Here is a 21364-nt window from a genome sequence, read left to right on the forward strand (position 1 = left end):
ATTACCGTTCAGTAAAACGCAATTCATCAACAGAATCTCTTTGACTACACCTTACTTTCCTTCCAAAAACGCTTGAACCTGTTCAATCGTTGGCAATGCGCTCATAGCTCCTTTTTGCGAGACGGCAAGCGCACCAGACACACTAGCAAAAGTAGTGATTTTATTGATTTCGTCTAAAGTATAATCCGTTATCTTTTTATCTCTCTCACTAAACTGGTACAGCAAACCTGACACAAATGCATCTCCCGCACCTGTCGTGTCAACGCTTTTCACTTTCTGAGCTTTCACAAAAGTAGACTCACCCCGATAAAAAGCATGCACACCATCCTTACCGAGCGTGATGAATAAAAGCGGAATATTGTACTCAGCTAGTTTTTCAACTCCGCGTTCAATATCCGTTTCACCCGTAATGAACTCTAACTCTACCTCTGATAATTTAACGACGTCCGCCTCACTTAACATGGAAACTATTTTCTGTTTCGCTATGTCGAGACTCTCCCAAAGCAACGGTCGCAAATTCGGATCATAGGAAATAACGAGCCCATTTTCCTTGGCCAGTTGGAGTGCCCTTTTCGTTGCAGATTCTGCCGGATTGTCGATTAAGGATATTGAACCGAAGTGAAACACATTATGCTCATCGAAAAGAGACGTGGGAATCTCATTAGGAGTTAAAAAGCGATCCGCGCTCTTTTCAATATAAAACGAAAACTCTCGCTCACCGTCTTCAGCAAGTGTTACAAACGTTAGAGCTGTGCGAGCTTCCTTTGAAAGATACATAGCCCCCGTTTGGACATTGTAATTTTCCAAGGTCTGTTTTAAAAAATTCCCAAGAACATCGTCCCCAACTTTACCAATGAAGGAGGACTTCGCACCAAGCCTTGCTGCTCCAACCGCTACATTCGCCGGTGCTCCTCCTGGGCTTTTTAAAAATTGCATATTGTCTTGGTCAAGTGGAATGAAATCAATTAAAGCTTCACCTAAACAAATGACTCCCTGTTTCATCGCTTCACTTTCTTTCATTATTATTATATTGGTTAAACCTTGATACATCCTTAAACATTTTTCGCTTAAGCATGTAACGCGAAACCTTTCTTTCGGTACACGCTTGGGACTTTTTCACTTTAGCATGTACCATGAGACGTCTCTTACGGTACACGCTTGGGACTTTTTCGCTTGAGCATGTACTGCGAAACCCCTCTTACGGTACACGCTTGGAATTTTTTCGCTTAAGCATATACCAAGAAACCTCGCTTACGGTACACTCTTTTTTTATTATTCAAAGATATACCTCAAGCTAAATCCCATTTCTTTATATTAAATTGAAGATTCCTTTCCGCTTTAAAAGAAATGGACTCATTTTTCGTACTTGGGTAAAATCGTGCTGTAAAAACTTCCTCACCATCATTTACAAAAATCTCAATTGAGGAAGTATCCAAAAACACGTGTAGCTTTTTAATCCCATAAATCTGACAATGCCGAGATTCCACACGCCCATCTTTAAAGTTCTTCCGATGGAGACTCATTTTATTGTCTTTTGCAGAATAAAAGAAGCTCGCAGCCCCTCTGAATGTGATTTCAAAGGAATCTGAATGGTATGACATTCCATCAATAAGCATTTCCATTGTTTTCCCGTGTATCTTATCCAGCGTCACAATCTCTGTGTTAACTTGAACATTCTCATACGCAACTTCATTTTTCCGTAACGGCTTTAGCTCTTCTACAGGCTGTTGGATTACTTTTTCACCTTTAATCGAAAGAACCCGTGGCAATGTCATCGCATGAATCCAGCCGTTTTCAATCGTTGGCTGATATTTCTCATAATCATCGGTCATTCCCATCCATGCAAAAAGAAGTCTTCGTCCTTTTTCATCAATAGTGGTTTGGGGAGCATAGAAATCAAAACCACGATCTAATTCAGCAAATGCACCATGCTGATAGGACGGCTTTTCATAATCCAACTCGCCCACAAAATAGCCCGCTTGAAATAAATTATGATACAAATCACCTTCCGGCTCAAGGCCTTGAGGAGAAACAAGGAGAATATCTTTACCATCCAATTCAAAAAGATCAGGACACTCCCACATGTAGCCAAACGGTCCTAATCCGTTCAGATCCGAACCTGTAATGTCACCATGAAATTCCCAATCCGTTAAGTTCTGTGAAGAATAAAGAACGACCTTCCCTTGTTCGTTGAGATCTTGTGCACCCAACACCATGTACCACGTATCTTCTCTTTTCCAAACCTTTGGGTCACGAAAATGGGCTGTATACCCTTCTGGAAGATGGATGACAGGTCCCATTTTCTCAAAAGTGAAACCATCGCTTGAGACCGCCATACATTGATAAGTCTCACGTTCACCCTCTTCACTTTTCACATTCCCTGTATAAAATAATACCATTTTTCCGTCATGCTCAATTGCACTTCCCGAATAACACCCATTTTTCTCAAACCATTCACTTGGAGCAAGTGCAATCGGCTCGTGTTCCCAATTCACGAGGTCTTTTGAAGTGTAATGTCCCCAGAATTTCGAACCGTGTGCCGTTTCAAAGGGATTCCATTGGTAAAACAAATGGTAGACACCTTTATACTGAATGAACCCATTCGGGTCATTTAATAAACCAACAGGCGGCATTAAATGAAATTTCAAACGGTATGGGTCGCTTTCGACCTTCTCCCTATTTCGCTCAACTTCCTGATTTGCTTTTTCGATTAAATCTTGCTGATTCATGATGAACTCCTTACGTAAAGAAGGCAAGTGATTACTTGCCTTCTGTTTTTGTCTTGCCATGCGCCATTGGCTCGGGGCATAAGCCTATTTGCGGGCGCCTTGCAATTTCTTATTTTTCTTGCATTTTATCTGAGTAGCCGAACATCCAAGTAAGAACGAAGGCAACAGCAATGGCTACTACGTTCACAAGGATATAGAGTAAAATTTGTCCGTTTAAATAAAGCAATGTTCCTGGGATTACCGTGATTGCCATTCCAGTTGCCTTAAGACCAAAGATTGAAGCTAAGAAGCCTCCAACACCACCGCCGATGAGTCCCATGATAAATGGTTTCACATAACGAAGATTAACCCCGAAAATTGCGGGCTCTGTTATTCCTAAGAATGCAGATAAGGTAGATGGTAAAGCTAAAGCTTTTAATTTTACTGATTTTGTTTTTAATCCTACGGCTAAAGCCGCTCCACCTTGAGCTGCCGTCGCACACGTGACAATGGCGTTATATGGGTTGAATCCAAATCTTTCAAGTAATTGAATTTCTAAAAGGTTAAAGACGTGGTGGACACCTGTAACAACAATAATCTGATTTAGGAATCCAATAATTAACCCTGCTAAACCAAATGGCCATTCAAGTACAGCCACTGTTGCATCTAATATGACATTTTCAACTGTATGGAACACTGGTCCGATTGCAAATAGAGCTAATGCAATCATGATGAGTAAAGTTAAAAATGGAGTCACAATTAAATCTAGTGCTTCTGGAACACGTTTGCGGATCCATTTTTCAAGCTTTGCCCCAACAATACCAGTGATAAAGGCCGGAATAACTGAACCCTGGTAACCGACTACTGGTATGAATCCAAAGAATTTGATAGGTTCAACGTCACCGCCTGCAACACCCCATGCATTTGGCAAGGACGGGCTAACAAGCATTAAACCAAGTATAAGTCCGATGGTTGGGTTACCCCCAAACACACGGAATGTGGACCATGCGACCAGAGCTGGTAAGAAAATAAAGGCTGTGTCTGTTAAGATTTGTGTAAATAAAATAAAGTTTTGAGGAATATCCGCGGGTGTTAAACCAAACCATGCTAGAATTTGCTCTTGCATCACTAATCCACGAACACCCATGAACAGACCTGTTGCAACTAGTGCAGGTATGATTGGGACAAACACGTCACCAAATGAACGAACTGCACGTTGAAAAGCATTTCCGCTTTTCGCGGCTTCTTTTGATTGATCGGATTTTGTTGTTGTTTCGATTCCGAGCTTTTCAACTTCTTCATAAATCCGATTTACTGTTCCCGTACCAAGGATGACTTGGAACTGACCAGAGTTAAAGAATGCCCCTTTAACCTTATCTACATTTTCAACCTTTTCCTGGTTGATTTTTTCTTTGTCTTGAACCATAATTCGTAATCTTGTTGCACAATGTGCAGCAGAAAGAATGTTTTCTTTACCCCCAACTGCTTCGATAATTTCTTCTGCAATTCGACGATTTTCTGACATTTAGAATCACCCCTAAAAATAGTGTCTGTATGGAATCGATTACATATACATTTAAAGAATAGGTAATCGATTACACATTTCTTTAAAAAATATAAAGACCTCCTGTGTAATCGATTACACATTTAGTACGAGACTGATTATATACTATCTCGAATCATTAGTCTATAGTCGATTTGTTTTTTTTCTATGGAAGTCCCTTCCTGTAAAATTTCTAACAATGTCTTAGCTGCCTCAGCCCCTGTATATTCACTAAGAAAATCAACGGTCGTTAATTTTGGAGAAACATACCTTGATAAATCAGATGCCCCCATACCGGTTAAGGCTACATCACCGGGAATCTCCAAGCCCTGTTCTTTTAAATATTCCATTGCTCCAATCGCCAAACGGTCAGTTACAGCCACAATGGCAGTTGGTTTTTCGATAGAAGCTTCAAATATTTTCTTAGCTGTCGAATATCCAGATTCAATTGTAAATTCTGCTTTTCCGAGCCATTTGTTGGCGACAGGTAGTTGATTTTCTTCCAAAGCCGCTACGTATCCCGCTTTCCTTTTGTATCCTACCTCATAATCCGTCTCATCTACACCAATAAATGCAATGCTCCGATGACCTTTTTCTATTAACAGATTCGTGATTTCCTTTGCTGCTTGGAAGTTATTATTAATGACAGAAGGTACCCCCTCCATCTCCTGTCCAGTCGCAACAAACGGAATCCGTAGTTTTTTGATTTCCTCTAACAGCTCCTCACCACGATTGGTTGCAAGCAAAATGATCCCATCAACTTGTTTGCTTTTTAAAAGCTTCACATACTCAATTTCTTTTTTCGGATCCAAATTTGTATTTGTAAGTAAGATTTGATAGCCGTGTTTTGCGAGTTCTTCGCTGATTCCATTAACGATTCTACTTGCTGTTTCTGTGCTCAACTTTGGTAAAATGACACCAATGACATTGGATTGCTTGGTCCGCAATGCTTTTGCATGCTCACTTGGTATATAGCCTGTTTCCTCGATAATTTTTAAAATACGCTTGCGAACATCATCACTTACATACCCTGAATTGTTCAGCACGCGCGAAACAGTCGCACTCGACACATTCGCCAATCTCGCAATTTCCTTCATCGTCACCATGACATTTCCTCCAGTACTGTTCATTCCTCTCTATTTTACACAATTCGTTCAAGTACAAAAGGAATTTTAGTAACTTCGAAAAATATTTATTCTTTAGAATGTTGGAATCCATTATAATAAAATGAATATACAGGGGTATTTGAATTGGAAAAGGTCGTGGGGTAAATGATTGATAAACTTAAAAAAGGTAACTTTAAAGTAGTAAAGCCACTTCTTCCGGGATTAGCGAACCATCCAGTTATTAATGGTGTTATTGATGGGAACAATCCAGGAGAGATTTTTGTAGACAATCTGAATCATCCCGAAACAGCATTTATTTGGGCGAAAAATGAGATGTTCTATCTTTGTGGCAAAGTTGATAATCAAGAGTTTAATTCTAAACTTGAGGAATACATTGCATCCTTGATCAGGGTTGAGGCACTCCCTGAGGACGATACATTAAATCTCGAAATTTATTCAAACCATCAGTGGAATGGATCCATTGATTCGATTTTCACACGAGTTCCCTTGCTGAAAGGTGAACGTGTCCCTTTTGTTTTTCATAAAGCATGGTTTATTCCAAACGATGCGCTGGAAATCCCTGAGGGCTATGAGTTAAAAATAATTAATAAGGACCTTATTGATTGGGATGAAAGCCACATCGTTAAAAATGAAATCACAAAGTTTTGGGGCGAATCCTTGGATGCATTTTTTCAAAAAGGATTCGGGTATGCCGTCGTTCAAGGTTCAACGATTATCGGAACGTGTTTGTCTGTTTTTGTATCGAAAAATGAATACGAGATTGGAATTAATACATATGACCCAAGTCATCGCGGAAAAGGGCTTGCTACAGCCATGGCAAGAGCCTTTATTAAGGAATGTCTGAGTCGAAGCGGAAACCCGCACTGGACAACAGAATCATTTCGCAAAGACTCCATTGCGATTGCCAAGAAAGTTGGCTTTGAACAACTTGATCATTACCCCGTTTATTACTTGCCGTTTGATCAATTTGTCATTAAATAAGGAGTTCTCCTCGCGGTTAACTCCTTTTTTTATCTAGACAACTTATATGGTAAACTCCTGAATCGAACAGTTTCTCTTCCGAAATTCTTTCTCTATTGGAGCCGCTTGAATTTGAATGTCCATTTTTGAGTTATACACCTCTATAGTTTTGTCCGGATATTCCACAACTCTGGGAAAAAGCGATGGTTCATGACCTGCTTCAAATACTCGACACCTGCCGAGCCACCTGTCCCTCTCTTGTACCCGATAATTCGTTCGACGGTAATCATGTGATTGTATCGCCATTTTTGTTGGTGTGATTCGATATCCACTAGCTTCTCCGCAAGCTCGTAAAAATCCCAATATTTTTCAACATTTTGATAGACTTCAAGCCAAGCCTGTTCGACGCTTTCGTTGGCCTTATAGTCCTCCGTCCAATCTCTATCCAAGCAGGTTTTGTCAATCGTAAAGCCTCTTTTCGAAAGAGCAAGAATTGCCGCATCATAAATACTCTTTTCTCTAATCGCGGTCTCAACCTGTTTATAAACTTCAGGTTGATGCTTATAAACACCCAGTACATTCGGCTTTTTATGTCCTAACGCAAACTCAATTAGCCGATTTTGATAGGACTGGAAGCCTGAGGATTTTCCGAGTTCACCTCTAAATTCCATGTATTCTGATGGAGTTAACGTTGATAGAACATCCCATGATTGAATCAATTGCTGCTGAATGCGTGAGACCCTTGATAGCATTTTAAATGCAGGTTCAAGGTCACTTTTTAAAATAGACGCTTTTGCTGCATTCACCTCATGCAAAATAAGCTTCATCCATAACTCACTTGTTTGGTGAATGATGATAAACAGCATCTCATCATGATGTTCAGAGAGTCGATGCTGACTCGAAAGTAAAGAATCTAACTGAAGATAATCTCCATATGTCATGTCCTTTGATAAATCATCATAAATACCGTCGTTTTTACTCATACACATCTCCTTTCCATTTTGAATCCTAATCTTTACTTTCTATGAATATGCCGAAAAATCCTACATATTTATGATTTTCTTTAACCGCACTTGGCTCTGTCGATCGTTGCAAAAAATAAATAGCCACCTGGAAATCCATTTCCTAGTGGCTTCAACCTATACTTTTTTTCTTCTTCTAATAATCAACTGATTCAATACCTCTGATATGACGAGCCCGAATGCAATGGCACCCGAAATCATAAACGCCCTTGCCGCTAGTGGTAAAGCAGTTGAATAGTCATTTTCAACAAAGTTCCTCATCGCGTCATATGAGATTCCACCTGGCACCAACGGGATAATTCCGACGATGCTGTAGATAATAACTGGGTTTTTATATACTTTAGCAAAAATATGGCTGATGATCGCGACTAAAACGGAGGCAGCAAGCGTCGCATAAACCGCATCAACGCCTCTCAAAAATAAACTGATATATAACATCCAACCAATCATCCCAACTAGTCCACATTTTAAAAGGGACTTTTTGGGAACATTGAAGATGATCCCGAATGTGCTAGAAGCAATTAAGCTAGTAACCAAATGAGCAAGCATTGTAGACTCCTTTCATCTTAGAAAATCGCAAGGACCACTGCTACTCCCGTTCCAATTGCAAAGGCTGTTAAAAACGCTTCTGCCCCTTTAGATATCCCAGAAACGAGGTGTCCCGCAATCAAATCACGAACTGCGTTTGTAATCAGTAAACCTGGAACAAGTGGCATCACAGATCCGATGATAATTTTATCAAGCTCTGATCCAATCCCAGTCCTGATAAATAGATAGGCAACCATTCCTATTAAAAATGAAGCCAAAAACTCCGCAAAGAATTTGATTCGAATCAGCCGGTGAAGGTAGATAAAAAAGGCAAATCCTACTCCTCCCGCCACACACGCTGGTAAAAAATCCGTCCAGGTTCCAAGGAACATGATGGTAAAACAGCCACTAGCAAGGGTTGCTGCAAGAATCTGTATCCAGACGGGATAGGAAAGATCCTTTTTTGAAAGGGCGTCTAGCTCATGCTTTGCCTCCTGAAGTGTTAAATCCCCGCTGCTGATTTTGCGTGAAATGCTATTCACGAGGGTTACCTTTTCTAAATCAGTGGAACGCTCATTGATTCGTATTAAATTAGTGGGTTCTGTATCACTCATCGAAAACATAATGGCAGTTGGTGTCACATAACTATGGGAAGATAAAATCCCAAATGCAGCGGCCATTCGGTTCATCGTATCCTCTACTCGATACGTCTCTGCTCCACTTTCAAGCATTATTTTTCCTGCCAACAAGCAGATTTCCATGACTTCACTCTTTTTTTCCATAAAACACCGCTCCATGATTAAAAAATAACATATTGTAAAGCTTATATGAAAGACAGCCTCATAATCAACTTAAAGTTTGGTAAACATGAGAATAATGGTAATTCTTCTGGATTTATGATATATTCATCCATTATAGAGGATGTTCAAAAAGACACGAATCGATTGTGATTTTTGAACGTTTAGTACAGGATAACGAAAGAGGTTATAAGCGTGGACAATAATAACGTTTCAAACTTTATTAGAAATATTATAATCGATGATTTAGAAACAGGAAAACGCGATCATGTCGTTACCCGGTTTCCTCCAGAACCAAATGGGTACTTACATATCGGGCATGCCAAATCAATCATTCTAAATTTTGACCTTGCGGATGAATTTAAGGGTCGAACAAACCTGCGATTTGATGATACAAACCCCTTGAAAGAGGATATTGAGTTTGTAAACTCCATCAAAGAGGATGTAAAATGGCTTGGTTATGATTGGGACGGTCTCTTTTTTGCTTCGGATTACTTTGAAGAAATGTATAACCGGGCTGTTTTACTCATTAAAAAAGGTCTTGCCTATGTGGATGATTTAAGTGCAGATGAAATCCGTGAATACCGCGGAACTCTAACAGAGCCTGGAAAAGAAAGTCCATACCGTGACCGTACGATTGAGGAAAACCTTGAGTTATTTGAAAACATGCGTGCAGGCAAATACGGAAATGGTGAAAAAGTATTACGTGCAAAAATTGATATGAAGTCGCCGAACATTAATTTACGTGACCCAGTTATTTACCGAATTTCACATACAGCTCATCATAATACAGGTGATAAATGGTGTATCTACCCATTGTATGCTTTTGCTCACCCAATTGAGGATGCAATTGAGGGTGTAACTCACTCTATTTGTACGATTGAGTTTGAGGATCAACGTCCTTTTTATAATTGGGTTGTTGAGCAATGTGAAATGGAAAGTAAACCTCAACAAATTGAATTTGGTCGTATCAATTTAACAAATACTGTCATGAGTAAGCGTAAATTGAAGCAGCTAGTTGAGGAAGGTCATGTGGACGGATGGGACGACCCTCGCATGCCAACTATTTCTGGACTAAGAAGAAAAGGATATACACCTGAGGCAATCCGTACATTCTTGCGTGAGTTAGGGGTCGCGAAAAACAACGGTACCGTTGATACACAAATGCTTGAGCATTTCGTTCGTGAAGATTTAAAGTTAAAAGCACCACGTACAATGGGTATCATTAATCCACTTAAAGTCGTCATAACGAACTATCCAGAAGGTCATGTGGAAATGCTCGATGCTGAGATTAACCCTGAAAATCCGGAAATGGGAACTAGACAAATCCCGTTCTCTCGTGAAATTTATATCGAACAAGAGGATTTCATGGAAAATCCACCGAAAAAATATTTCCGTCTCTTCCCTGGTAATGAGGTTCGTCTAAAGCATGCTTACTTCATTAAATGTGAAGAAGTAATCAAGGATGAAGAAGGAAATGTAGTGGAACTTCGTTGTACGTATGACCCTGAAACAAAGAGTGGTACTGGCTTTACGGGTCGTAAGGTAAAAGGTACGATTCACTGGGTGGAGGCTACACAAGCGGTGCCAGCTGAATTCCGTCTTTATGAGCCACTGATTTTAGATGCGGAAGAAAATGAGGATGAGGAAGAAGACAAAACATTCCTTGATTATGTCAATCCAAACTCCCTTGAGGTTTTAAATGGATTCGTTGAACCTAACATGAAGGATGCGAAGCCACATGATAAGTTCCAATTCTTTAGACATGGCTACTTTAATGTCGATCCAAAACACACGACAGAAGACCATCTCGTCTTTAACCTAACTGTTTCATTGAAAAGTTCATTCAAATTATAAAAAAGAGACTCGTGCACACAATCGTGTTGCACGAGTCTTCTTTTTAGTATCTGTCCTCTAGATCGATCCCTTGGTAATAGTGCTTAAGGATTTCCTCAAAAGTTGCGCCTTTTTCAGCCATACCGACTGCACCTGTTTGTGACAAGCCGACACCATGACCCCAGCCACCACCGTATACTTTAAAGCCTACAATTTCTTTATTTTGGTCTTTCACCGGCTCAATATGGAACAAAGTACTTAAAAGTGAGGCCTGGTTACCACTTGCATTAATGTATTTTAACGTCGTACGAATTCGGTCTTTGTATTCATAAAAAGTACCATTTTCTGTAACAAACTCAATTTCGAGCACGCGGCCTGAGCTTGAGCGCTCATTCACATTAATTTCATATACCTTACCTACTTCTATATTATATGACGTGCTTAACACATCGCTGATTTCCTCTGCCGTCCATTCAAAATTCCAGCGATGGTATTTCGACCAATCCGCTTCAAAATCTCCTTCTTTTGCTGCTCGTAAGGACTTAGAATTGCTGTGGTTTTTAAAGACCTCCAGCGATGGAACATGCTCGAACGCCTTCCCTCTTTGTGCATCAGGCACCCCTCTTAGGTAAGGAACAGGGTCTGAACTCCACACATCTTCATTATTTGCTGAGAATCCCCCGCTAGTAGAGTTAAAGACAGCCGTGATTAATTTACCTTCATACGTTGCGACAATTCCTCGTGTGCCATCAACTGCACCATTTGAGATGGGGTGTTCAGCTTCAAAACCGCCATACACTTGGTCAGATGTTGTCGGAAGAAGGTCATAGCCATCCTTGCCTCTCTTCCCCATATTGGATAAGGCATAGGTTCTAGCCGCAATCGCCTGTGATTTTTGTGCTTCTAATTCACCATATGGAACAGGTGGCAGCTCACGTGGTACTACGCCATATAAATACTCCTCAATTGGAAGTTCATTGATTCCTGCAAGTGCCCCAGAACTGTTAAAACCAACCTCCGCTATACCTCTGTATTTTTTTCCGTTAATTGTAACTAAATCACTTGAAATGACTTGAATGGGGTTAGTCGTTGTTTTTGCTGTTTCACCATCAGAAACCTTGATTGTGGACTCCCCTTCAACAGTCGTAATGAGTCGCCAATAAGCATCGCTTGCACCTAAACCTTTGGAGATGATTTCATTTTTAAAAGCATTTCTCACTGAAAATGATGCATCTGATGGAAACTCTCCTATCAATAATCTCCAACCATTATTGTATTCCTCGATATATGTTGGATACCCATATGATTCGGCTCGTTGCAACCAATCAGCAATATAAGCATTGCTCGTTGAAAACGCAACCTGTAATCGGTAGTTTGTCTTAACAACGGATGATCCTGCTAATTCGACTTGTACTTCATCGTTAGATCCTGTTGAAAGGATTTCGCCAGTTACTTTGTCTGTGATATCAAAGCTACCGACTCCCCCTACTGTAAGTAACTCCTCAGAAGGCATAACCCCGATGCGAATCGTTGGTTCTTCTCCCTCACTTGCTTCTGCTAGATTGTTCCAATTCCCTTGTAGCGATAAAATGCTAACAATAGCAAACACAAAAAATAGTTTTAAAAATTTCTTCACTTACGATTCCCCCCTACTAATTTCTCGTTATATAGAATAGTTCGGTAGGGGAATGAAATTACCTTTCATACTATTTTACTATTTTTCGAAATTTAATTTCAACCGTATATTTTACTAGCTTTCTATCTTTAGATAGAAAACGACATGATTCTTTTTTCTTCTCTTCTTTTTATGGGAATGAACCGCATTTTGGCTGAAATTTTCTTATGTCCATTGACCTAGTCAATAAAAAATGACCAGGATTTCCTGGCCATTAAGATTGATATTGAACTTGATGCAGATTCGCGAAGATGCCACCCTTTTCAAGCAGCTCATCATGACCGCCTTGTTCGGCTATACCATCCTCCGTTACCACTACAATGCGGTCTGCATTACGAATAGTTGCCAGACGGTGAGCGATGACAAGGGTTGTGCGATTTTTCGAAAGCTCTGTTAGCGCCTTTTGGATAATTTGTTCGGTTTCTGTATCTAGTGCTGAAGTAGCTTCATCTAAAATTAAGATCGGCGGATTTTTTAAGAACATCCGGGCAATCGCAATCCTTTGTTTTTGACCACCTGAAAGCTTTAGTCCCCTTTCTCCAACCTGTGTTTCGTACCCATCGGGTAGACCAGCGATAAAGTCTTCTAAATGGGCACGTCTTGCCGCTTCTTCAATTTGTTCGTCCGTTGCCCCAAGCATCCCGTACGCAATATTTTCCTTCAATGTTCCTGTAAACAGGAAAACATCTTGCTGCACAATTCCGATTTGTGACCGCAACGATTGCTTTGTCATTTTTCGAATATCGATTCCATCAATAGAAATGGAACCTCCATCCACATCGTAGAAACGTGGAATTAAGGAACAAATGGTTGTTTTCCCTGCTCCAGACGGACCAACAAACGCGACCGTTTCACCTGCATGAACCTTAAGATGGATATCCTTTAGAACAGGACCCTGCTTTTCATCATAGCCAAAAGTGACATGATTAAACACGATGTCGCCACGAAGGGATGGAACCGCTATGGCATCCTTTGCATCCTCTACCTCTGGCTCCATATCGAGAAGCTCTGTAAATCGTTTGAAGCCTGCCATACCCTTTGGATAAAGCTCTAATAAAGCACTTATTTTATCAATTGGCTTAAAAAGCACATTAACGTAAAGGACAAACCCAACGAGTTCCCCGTAAGTCAGGTCTCCATTAAAACTCAGCCATGCACCGACAACTAACACGATAAGCACAAACAAACGTGTCATGAGGTAGATCCCTGCTGAAGTTGATCCCATAACCTTGTAAGCACCTAGCTTAGAGCGGCGGAATTTACAATTGTCTACCTTAAACCTTGAAATTTCAAATTCTTCATTTGTGAAGGACTGGACCACTCGTGCCCCTGCAACACTGTCCTCTACCCGCGCATTAACATCAGCGATATTGCTATACATCGCTTTCCACGCACGATTCATACGGACATTCGAAAAAGCAATGAGCCAAATTAAAAATGGCACAACAATGATTGCGATTAAGGCTAGCTTCACATTAATCGTTAGCATAATCCAAAATGCCCCGACAAAGGTCATGATGGCAATGAATAAATCCTCTGGACCATGGTGGGCAAGCTCCCCAATATCGAACAAATCATTTGTAATCCGACTCATAATATGACCTGTTTTTGTGTTATCAAAAAAGCGAAACGATTGTCGTTGGACATGCTGGAACAGCTGCTGACGCATATCTGTTTCAATGTTAATTCCAAGCTTATGACCCCAATAGCCCACGATAAATTGCAATCCTGAACTAACTACGTATAAAACTAAAAGCCCAATACTCACCCACGCAATTGCTGACCAGTTTCTGCTTGGCAGTAGTGAATCAATGAACCACTGCACCGCAAGCGGAAAGGCAAGTTCTAAAATCGCCACAATTACCGCACAGCTGAAGTCGATTAAAAATAGCGTCCGGTGCGGCTTGTAATATGTAAAAAAACGTTGAATCATCTTATTCTCTCCTTATGACATATACCTATTTCGAATTATAAGCTGTTACACGTGAACTTGACAAATTATTTTGATGGTCGAAATATTAGTTTTGAGGTTGAGGTTGAGGTACATGCTCTCACACTTTTTCTCTCTGCATGTACCTCTAGGCCCTACTTGCGTCACATAATCTCACGCTTTTTCTCTCGGCGTGTACCTTAAGACCTTTCTCACGGTCATTTCCTCCTCCCCAATAATAAGTACTTTCCTGAACCACAAGAACCGTCCCCACGGTCCCTGAATAGCCAAGTGGATATTCCAACGATTTTATCGGGGCCAATTCTGCGCCGTGTTGAGCCTTCTCATATCTATATTTGGATTGCTTTAAGCAAACGATACAAACTTGGGGCAAAGCTGTACCAATTTGAAAATAAAGAGGGTACAACTAGTTCGTACCATGAAATCAATTGTGATTCTGAAACGACCACATTTCGTGCGGGTAAACAACTTTATATCAGCCTAATCAAACTGATACCACATGAAACTCAATTTCCAGCAGACACACTACTTGGGTATAATATCCTTTTTCAAAAGAATAATGACATTCTAGGCCTACAGGATTTCGGTCTCTTAGGGAAAGATCAACCACATTCTATAACGTATGGAGACCTTCCATTACCGAGCTTTTTTATTCCGGACCCCTGCCAGGAACAGACGAATCTTCTATATGGTTCATGTCGTAAGCTCCACGGTAAAGGGGAGGATGCCCTTGTTCAAGGAGACGAAACGATTGAAAAGAATTTCCTTGACCTCGAGAAACGCCCTAGCACCTTATTTCTAATGGGTGACCAAATTTATGCAGATGATGTGCCAGACCCGGTTTTTCCTATCATGGTGAAAGCCGGTAAAAACCTTATTGGAAAAGGTGAAAAGCTTACTGAAATCGAGCCTCGTCTTAACGAGAAACCTTTTAAAAAATCAATCTTCCAAACTCGTGGGAGACAATATATTATGGAGCGTTTTTGTAAATTCACCTCCTCGCATTCACGTAATCATGCGATGACATTTGGTGAATATGCATCCTTATATTTACTATCTTGGTCACCTGAGCTTTGGAATGCTTATGTAGACAGTGAGCATTTCCCTACATTTAAAGAAGCCACCAAGAAGAATCAGATTTACTTTATTTACGAAAAAAAGAAGAAAAACAAACGAAAAAGAGAAGAGAAGATTTACAAAAAAGAATATAAAGAGCATGTGGCCGATGTGAAGGAAACATATCAAGCTCTTTCAAAGGTGAGAAGATTACTAGCCAACATTCCGACTTATATGATTTTTGATGACCATGATATCACAGACGATTGGAATATTAGCCATCATTGGAAGAGTAGCGTATACCAATCGAAGCTTGGAAGACATGTGATCGCCAACGGGCTTATGGCTTACTGGTTGTTTCAAGCTTGGGGAAATGACCCTGACCAATTTGCCCCATCTTTTCTTCGGGAAATGTGGAAATATAGTAAAACCTATGATACTTCTTCACATTCCCATAAAGCATGGGAGGAATTACTTTGGAACTTTGATGAATGGCATTTTGTCGCACCGACAAACCCTACTTCAATCTTTCTTGATACACGGACACAAAGAAAATACGATCCTTCCCCACTTCCTGTTTCCCTTGGTCGAAATATCAAAGAAAAAGAGCGTCCTCCACAGCTTATCGGTGAACAAGGCTGGCAGAAAACGACAGAAAGTTTGTACGCAAGTGGTTGGAAAAACGGTGAATCACTTTTAGTTATTTCTCCAACACCCGTCTATGGAATTGGCTTAATTGAGTCTTTTCTCAATCAATATATTTATCCATTAAAAACAATGGAAATCCCGGTCACAACAGCATTCGATTTTGAATCATGGAAATACAACGGAGAGGGTTTTAGTGAACTCCTACACCAGATTAAGGAGTGGAAACCTAGTCATTGCTTTATTTTATCAGGTGATGTCCATTACGCATCTGCTGTTAAAACCAATGTTGAATTCAATAGCAACGAAACCTTATGTATCTATCAATTTACAAGCAGTCCACTAAACAATATGAGCTTTTCAGGCATGCAAGGCGGATTAATGAAAGCAATTGTCACTATCAATGCAGCTAAACGAAGGAACAAAGAAATCAATCGATATTGTGATGACACCTACGATATCGTAAAGCAAAAAAGAAAGGAGCCTTGTCCTGCCAATTTTACATGGAAAGAAAAAATCAGGTATCTATCAACAAACCAAGGTCCCATTATTGAAACCGAAAATAACCTCGGACATCTCATTCTCACCCCGGACACTGTTAAAAATGAATTGCTCCAAACTAATCAAGTAATCACCTATGACCCTATTTCACTCTCATAAAAAAATAACCCCGTGCTCACTTTAGCACGGGGTATATATCCTTATTTAATCGGCTTCTTTAAGAATCCAACTAACAGTGCTGTCACAATTGTACCAATGATAATCGCAAGTACATATAACATCCAGCTACCTGTCACAAACGGAATGACAAAAATTCCTCCGTGAGGAGCAGGCAACCCAATTCCAAACAGCATGGTAAGTGCACCAGTTATTGCAGATCCAATCACAGCTGATGGGATGACACGTCCTGGGTCGGCTGCTGCAAATGGGATGGCACCTTCTGTAATAAATGAAGCTCCCATGAAATAAGCCGTTTTTCCAGCCTCACGTTCTTGTTTTGTAAACTTATTTTTAAATAATGTAGTTGCTAAGGCGAGTCCAAGGGGTGGGGTCATACCACCTGCCATAATTGCCGCGTGTGGTGCGTAGTTTCCAGCGTCAATCATGGCAATACCAAAGGTAAATGCCGCTTTATTGATAGGCCCACCCATATCAATCGACATCATTCCACCTAAAATTAATCCAAGTACGATTAAGTTACCGGTTCCTAATCCTTCAAGCCAAGCAGTCAAGCCATCCATAACAAATTTTAACGGACCTACTAGAACATACATAACTGCACCTGTAATTAAAATTCCAAAGAACGGATAGATCAATACCGGCTTAAGTCCTTCAAATGACGAAGGTAAGCCTGAAACAACTTTTTTCACTAAGAGCACAACATAACCAGCGAGGAATCCAGCAATAAGTCCGCCTAAAAATCCTGCTCCACCCGTTGTCTCCATTAAACCACCAATCATACCTGGTGCTAATCCTGGCCGATCAGCAATACTCATTGCAATAAAACCTGCTAATACAGGAATCATTAATTGAAAAGCATTGGCACTTCCGATTGTCATCAAAGCGCCAGCAATCGGGTTATAAGATGGGTCAGTAGGGTCTGAGGCATTGATTCCAAATATAAATGAAATGGCAATCAACAAACCGCCACCCACTACGAACGGAAGCATGTTGGAAACACCATTCATTAAGTGCTTATAGAAGCCGCTTTTTTCTCCACCTTCCGCTTTTTGCTTCGTTGTTTGTTCGGCATGGTAGATTGGCGCGTCCTGGTTAACGGCTTTTGTTAACAACTCTTCCGGTATGCGAATCCCTTGAGCAACAGGAACCTGAATGACTTTTTTTCCATTAAAACGAGCCATTTCCACTTGTTTATCGGCAGCAACGATAATCGCAACTGCTTCATCAATATCTTCCTGGGTAAGTGCATTCTTCACACCTGTTGAACCATTGGTTTCAACCTTAAAATCAATGTTCATCTCTTTTGCCTTCGCTTTTAATGCGTCTGCAGCCATATACGTATGAGCAATTCCAGTTGGACAAGCTGTTACCGCTAAAACCTTCTTCTGTCCTTCTTTTTTCTCGATTGGCGCTTCTTCTACCTCCGACTCCCTTTCTTTTTCATTAATCAGTTGAATGAGTTCATCCGGAGTTTGTACTTTCATTAACTTTTCACGAAAACCAACGTCCATTAACAATGAAGACAAGCTTGATAATGTTTCAAGATGCGCGTTATTTGCCCCTTCACTTGCGGCAATCATGAAAAATAAATGACTTGGCTGTCCATCTAATGCTTCATAATCAATTCCGATTGTCGAACGTCCAAACGCAATCGCTGGTGTTTTCACCGCAGCTGTCTTCGCATGCGGAATGGCAATTCCCTCGCCAATTCCTGTTGTACTTTGGCTTTCCCTTGTTAAAATCGCTTGTTTGTATTGTTCTCTATCTTGAAGTCGTCCAGCTTCATCAAGTTTTGAGACCAATTCGTCGATGACCTCGGCTTTCGAAGAAGAAGAAAGTTCGATAATAATCGTATCTTTCTTCAACAGATCCGTAATTCTCATGCTGCATGTTCCTTTCTATAACTTCTTCACTTGTACTTGTGAAAGTAATGTATTTATCTTCTCTTCTGTTGCTAATCCTTCTAAATAGGCCGTTGCACTTCCTGCCGTTGCCCCAAAGTGAAAGCTTTTAGTTGCGTTTTGATTTTTTGAATACGATGCAATAAAACCTGCCACGACAGAGTCTCCAGCACCAATCGAGTTTATAAACTTTCCATCTGGAATATTTGCAGAGTAGACTTCGTTTCCTACAAAGAGCAAACTACCCTTGTCTGCCATCGAAACGATGACGTGCTCCGCTCCCATTTCAATGAGCTTTTTCCCATATGGTATGGCTTCTTCTGCATTTTTTATCTCAACATCAAAAATTTCACCAAGTTCGTGATGATTAGGTTTGATTAAAAATGGCTTATACGGAAGGACTCCGACTAATAAGTCTTTTGTAGCATCAACGACAACTTTAACTTCCTTGTCCTTTAAGTTGCTCGCGATTTGCTGGTACAATGTAGACGGCAATGATGACGGAATACTACCTGCAAGTACCAACACATCCCCTTTTTGAAGCTGATTAACCTTTTCAAAAAGTTGCTCAAGCTCGTCAGATGAAATTTTCGGACCAGCTCCATTTAGCTCTGTTTCGATAGTTGAATGAAGCTTTACATTAATTCTTGTATCCCCTTCAACGGGGACAAAGTCTGTCTGGATGTTCTTTTCCGTTAACGTATCGACTATAAATTTCCCTGTGAAACCGCCAACAAACCCTAAGGCAACGCTACTAATTCCGACATTTTTCAACACCATTGAAACGTTTATCCCTTTTCCTCCAGGGCTTTTCCGATCATTTTTAATGCGATTTAGTTCTCCTACCTTAAAATCATCCAACTCAATAAAATAGTCGATGGAGGGGTTTAATGTAACTGTGTAAATCATGTTGTCACAACCTTTATGTTGATATGTTCCTGATAGGATGTAAGTTCTTTTTTTGTTAATCCATCATCTGTGATTAAAACAGCATCTTTAAATGAAGAAACTTTTGAAAATGAAACCTCATTGAATTTTGAGTGATCTGCTAAAATGAAACTTTTCTTCGCCAAGCCCATTGCTGTTTGTTTAATCAGGGCTTCTTCAGGATCCGGAGTTGTAAAACCGTATTTCAAATCAATCCCATTTACCCCTAAAAAGCATTTATCAAACCGATACAGGTTTAAGCTCGATAATGCTCTACTCCCGATCATGGCTTTTGTTTGTGGTTTAATAATCCCACCAATCAGATAGGTTGCAATTCCTTTTTCAAGCAATGGCTCAATTAAATGTACACCATTCGTTACTACTGTAAGTCCCTCTTGGTCAAGAAACGGGATGAGTTCCTGTGTAGTTGTCCCTGCATCTAGAAAAATGGAGTCGCCCTCTTGAATGAGCTGAGAAGCAAATTTAGCGATCGCTATTTTTTCTTTTATATTCTTTGCTGTTTTTTCTTTATAACTCGGCTCTGTTCGATTTCTATGAATAAGAGCAGCTCCACCGTGAACCCTTTTCAATTGATTTTCTTGTTCAAGCTGGACTAAATCACGACGAATGGTTGATTCCGAAGAATTTGTTCTTTCAACCAACTCATGTAGTTTCACTACACTCTGTTCCTTTAATAAGGATAAGATAAGCTGATGTCTTTCTGGAGTTAACATCATGTCACTTCCTTAATGGATTGTACTCTCATTATATTGAAGCCTTTTTTATAAATCAATCAAAAACATTCATTTTCAATCAAATTCAACCATGTGTAATTATTTCCTTTTTCCCACAAAAAAGCTTAAAGCTGGGATACTTAATAATCCGCCGAAATAACCGGATATTTTTTGTCTTGTTGAGTCATATCATGAGCAGATGAAGCGATTCAAGTGAGGGCTATTTGTGAGGACTCGACAACAAACTTTAGGGAGCTTTTACTCGGCTCCCCAATAATCGACAATCCTCCCCTATTTCCGAGGAAATACAACGAGGGTTAATATTGGAATTTGTCTAAAAATGAGAAATAGTCCTTTAAAAAGTCATAAAAAAGTTGTTCCGTTGGGAGCAATTTTCTCTCTCTGGGAATAATAACACCTACTGAACGGGTTACTTCTGGGTGTACAACTGGGAGTTTTACAGTCGAATGCGGAATATTTTCAATCAAGGTTACTTCCGGTATGATGGTAATCCCCAATCCTGCTGATACTAATCCCTTGATTGCATCGATATCTTCACCTTCGAATGAAACAGTCGGTTGAAAACCGAGTTGATTACATGCTTTTACGATAATATCTCGTAACACAAACCCATTTGGAAATAACACAAATTGCTCTTCCTTTAACTGACTTAGACTTAACGACTTATTTGATGACAGTGGGTGTGAGCGATGCAATAGCGCTACCATTCTATCGGTAAACAAAGTTGTTCCAATCAGTTTCTTTTCCTGGTTCGGTACAGGTCCAAGCAACGCCATATCAATTTCACCGGTTTTAACCCGCTCGACTAACGAATAATAATTCCCTTGTGACAATGAAAACTTCACTTTAGGATGCTTGTCCCGAAATGCAGATACAACCGTTGGTAACGTATGAGCAGCCAAACTACTTGGAAATCCTATTCGAATCGTTCCACGTTCTGGGTCTAAATATTCTTCAATCTCACGTCTAGCATTATCCAATACATTCAATGCCTGCTCAACATGATCTAAAAAAACTCTTCCAATCGGTGTAAGTTTCACATTTCGTCCATCTCGTATAAATAAGTCCACGCCTAATTCGGACTCCAGATTAAATAATTGTCTACTAACCGCTGATTGGGCAATATGCATGGAATTTGCCGCTTCTGTTACATGTTCTCGCTTAGCAACTTCAATAAAATAGGTGAGTTGTCTGAGTTCCACTGTGTTTCCTCCTCGATTCATCTCATTTCGGCATCGTTTATATCTTTTAT

General features: G+C 40.2%; 16 protein-coding genes. 3 read left to right on the forward strand and 13 right to left on the reverse strand.

Going from position 1 to position 21364, the window contains the following annotated elements; genetic code table 11:
• Positions 1-51 precede the first annotated feature (51 nt).
• The 4 genes from E1I69_RS06305 to E1I69_RS06320 form a co-directional block, all read right to left on the reverse strand.
• Complete coding sequence (locus E1I69_RS06305; protein WP_136378798.1) at positions 52-1002, reverse strand: aminoimidazole riboside kinase; 951 nt, start codon at positions 1000-1002, stop codon at positions 52-54.
• A gap of 287 nt (positions 1003-1289) precedes the next feature.
• Positions 1290-2729 carry a glycoside hydrolase family 32 protein gene (locus tag E1I69_RS06310; protein ID WP_136378799.1) on the reverse strand — a complete coding sequence of 480 codons (1440 nt, stop codon included), beginning with the start codon at positions 2727-2729 and terminating at the stop codon, positions 1290-1292.
• A 109-nt stretch (positions 2730-2838) separates the two neighbouring features.
• Positions 2839-4233: a sucrose-specific PTS transporter subunit IIBC gene (locus E1I69_RS06315; protein WP_136378753.1), complete on the reverse strand. Its 1395-nt coding sequence runs from the start codon at positions 4231-4233 to the stop codon at positions 2839-2841.
• Positions 4234-4370: 137 nt separating this feature from the next.
• Positions 4371-5357 carry a LacI family DNA-binding transcriptional regulator gene (locus tag E1I69_RS06320; RefSeq protein WP_136378754.1) on the reverse strand — a complete coding sequence of 329 codons (987 nt, stop codon included), beginning with the start codon at positions 5355-5357 and terminating at the stop codon, positions 4371-4373.
• Between the two features lie 165 nt (positions 5358-5522).
• Here E1I69_RS06320 and E1I69_RS06325 point away from each other — a divergent pair, with 165 nt between their 5' ends.
• Entirely contained in the window at positions 5523-6359 is an 837-nt protein-coding gene (locus E1I69_RS06325; protein WP_136378755.1) for a GNAT family N-acetyltransferase, read from the forward strand.
• Positions 6360-6499: 140 nt separating this feature from the next.
• Here E1I69_RS06325 and kynA read toward each other — a convergent pair whose 3' ends face one another.
• The 3 genes from kynA to E1I69_RS06340 all read right to left on the reverse strand — a co-directional run bounded on the left by kynA (position 6500) and on the right by E1I69_RS06340 (position 8670).
• A complete protein-coding gene (gene kynA / locus E1I69_RS06330) occupies positions 6500-7321 on the reverse strand; it encodes a tryptophan 2,3-dioxygenase (protein WP_136378756.1) in 822 nt (273 codons plus the stop codon).
• A gap of 156 nt (positions 7322-7477) precedes the next feature.
• Positions 7478-7909, reverse strand: coding sequence for a threonine/serine exporter family protein (locus E1I69_RS06335; protein ID WP_136378757.1), 432 nt, complete (start codon positions 7907-7909; stop codon positions 7478-7480).
• 17 nt (positions 7910-7926) lie between these two features.
• Complete coding sequence (locus tag E1I69_RS06340) at positions 7927-8670, reverse strand: threonine/serine exporter family protein (protein WP_136378758.1); 744 nt, start codon at positions 8668-8670, stop codon at positions 7927-7929.
• Positions 8671-8880: 210 nt separating this feature from the next.
• Here E1I69_RS06340 and E1I69_RS06345 point away from each other — a divergent pair, with 210 nt between their 5' ends.
• Entirely contained in the window at positions 8881-10542 is a 1662-nt protein-coding gene (locus E1I69_RS06345; protein ID WP_136378759.1) for a glutamine--tRNA ligase/YqeY domain fusion protein, read from the forward strand.
• A gap of 43 nt (positions 10543-10585) precedes the next feature.
• On the opposite strand, the gene E1I69_RS06350 is transcribed toward E1I69_RS06345, so the two are convergent.
• Positions 10586-12157 (reverse strand): SpoIID/LytB domain-containing protein, encoded by a 1572-nt coding sequence (locus tag E1I69_RS06350; RefSeq protein WP_136378760.1) that lies wholly within the window; start codon positions 12155-12157, stop codon positions 10586-10588.
• Positions 12158-12410: 253 nt separating this feature from the next.
• Positions 12411-14129 carry an ABC transporter ATP-binding protein gene (locus E1I69_RS06355; RefSeq protein WP_136378761.1) on the reverse strand — a complete coding sequence of 573 codons (1719 nt, stop codon included), beginning with the start codon at positions 14127-14129 and terminating at the stop codon, positions 12411-12413.
• Between the two features lie 288 nt (positions 14130-14417).
• Here E1I69_RS06355 and E1I69_RS06360 point away from each other — a divergent pair, with 288 nt between their 5' ends.
• Positions 14418-16508: a hypothetical protein gene (locus E1I69_RS06360; RefSeq protein WP_136378762.1), complete on the forward strand. Its 2091-nt coding sequence runs from the start codon at positions 14418-14420 to the stop codon at positions 16506-16508.
• 41 nt (positions 16509-16549) lie between these two features.
• Here the strand turns inward: E1I69_RS06360 and E1I69_RS06365 are convergent, their stop codons facing one another.
• From E1I69_RS06365 to E1I69_RS06380, 4 genes are all read right to left on the reverse strand, one after another.
• Positions 16550-18412, reverse strand: coding sequence for a PTS fructose transporter subunit IIABC (locus E1I69_RS06365; RefSeq protein ID WP_136378763.1), 1863 nt, complete (start codon positions 18410-18412; stop codon positions 16550-16552).
• Positions 18413-18427: 15 nt separating this feature from the next.
• Positions 18428-19339 (reverse strand): 1-phosphofructokinase, encoded by a 912-nt coding sequence (gene pfkB / locus E1I69_RS06370; protein ID WP_136378764.1) that lies wholly within the window; start codon positions 19337-19339, stop codon positions 18428-18430.
• Positions 19336-20091 (reverse strand): DeoR/GlpR family DNA-binding transcription regulator, encoded by a 756-nt coding sequence (locus E1I69_RS06375; RefSeq protein WP_136378765.1) that lies wholly within the window; start codon positions 20089-20091, stop codon positions 19336-19338. The genes pfkB and E1I69_RS06375 overlap by 4 nt, the downstream gene beginning before the upstream one ends.
• 317 nt (positions 20092-20408) lie before the next feature.
• Positions 20409-21314: a LysR family transcriptional regulator gene (locus tag E1I69_RS06380; RefSeq protein WP_136378766.1), complete on the reverse strand. Its 906-nt coding sequence runs from the start codon at positions 21312-21314 to the stop codon at positions 20409-20411.
• Between the last annotated feature and the right edge of the window lie 50 nt (positions 21315-21364).

This window comes from Bacillus timonensis, assembly GCF_004799755.1.
Taxonomy (GTDB): Bacteria; Bacillota; Bacilli; order Bacillales; family Bacillaceae_L; genus Ferdinandcohnia; species Ferdinandcohnia timonensis_A.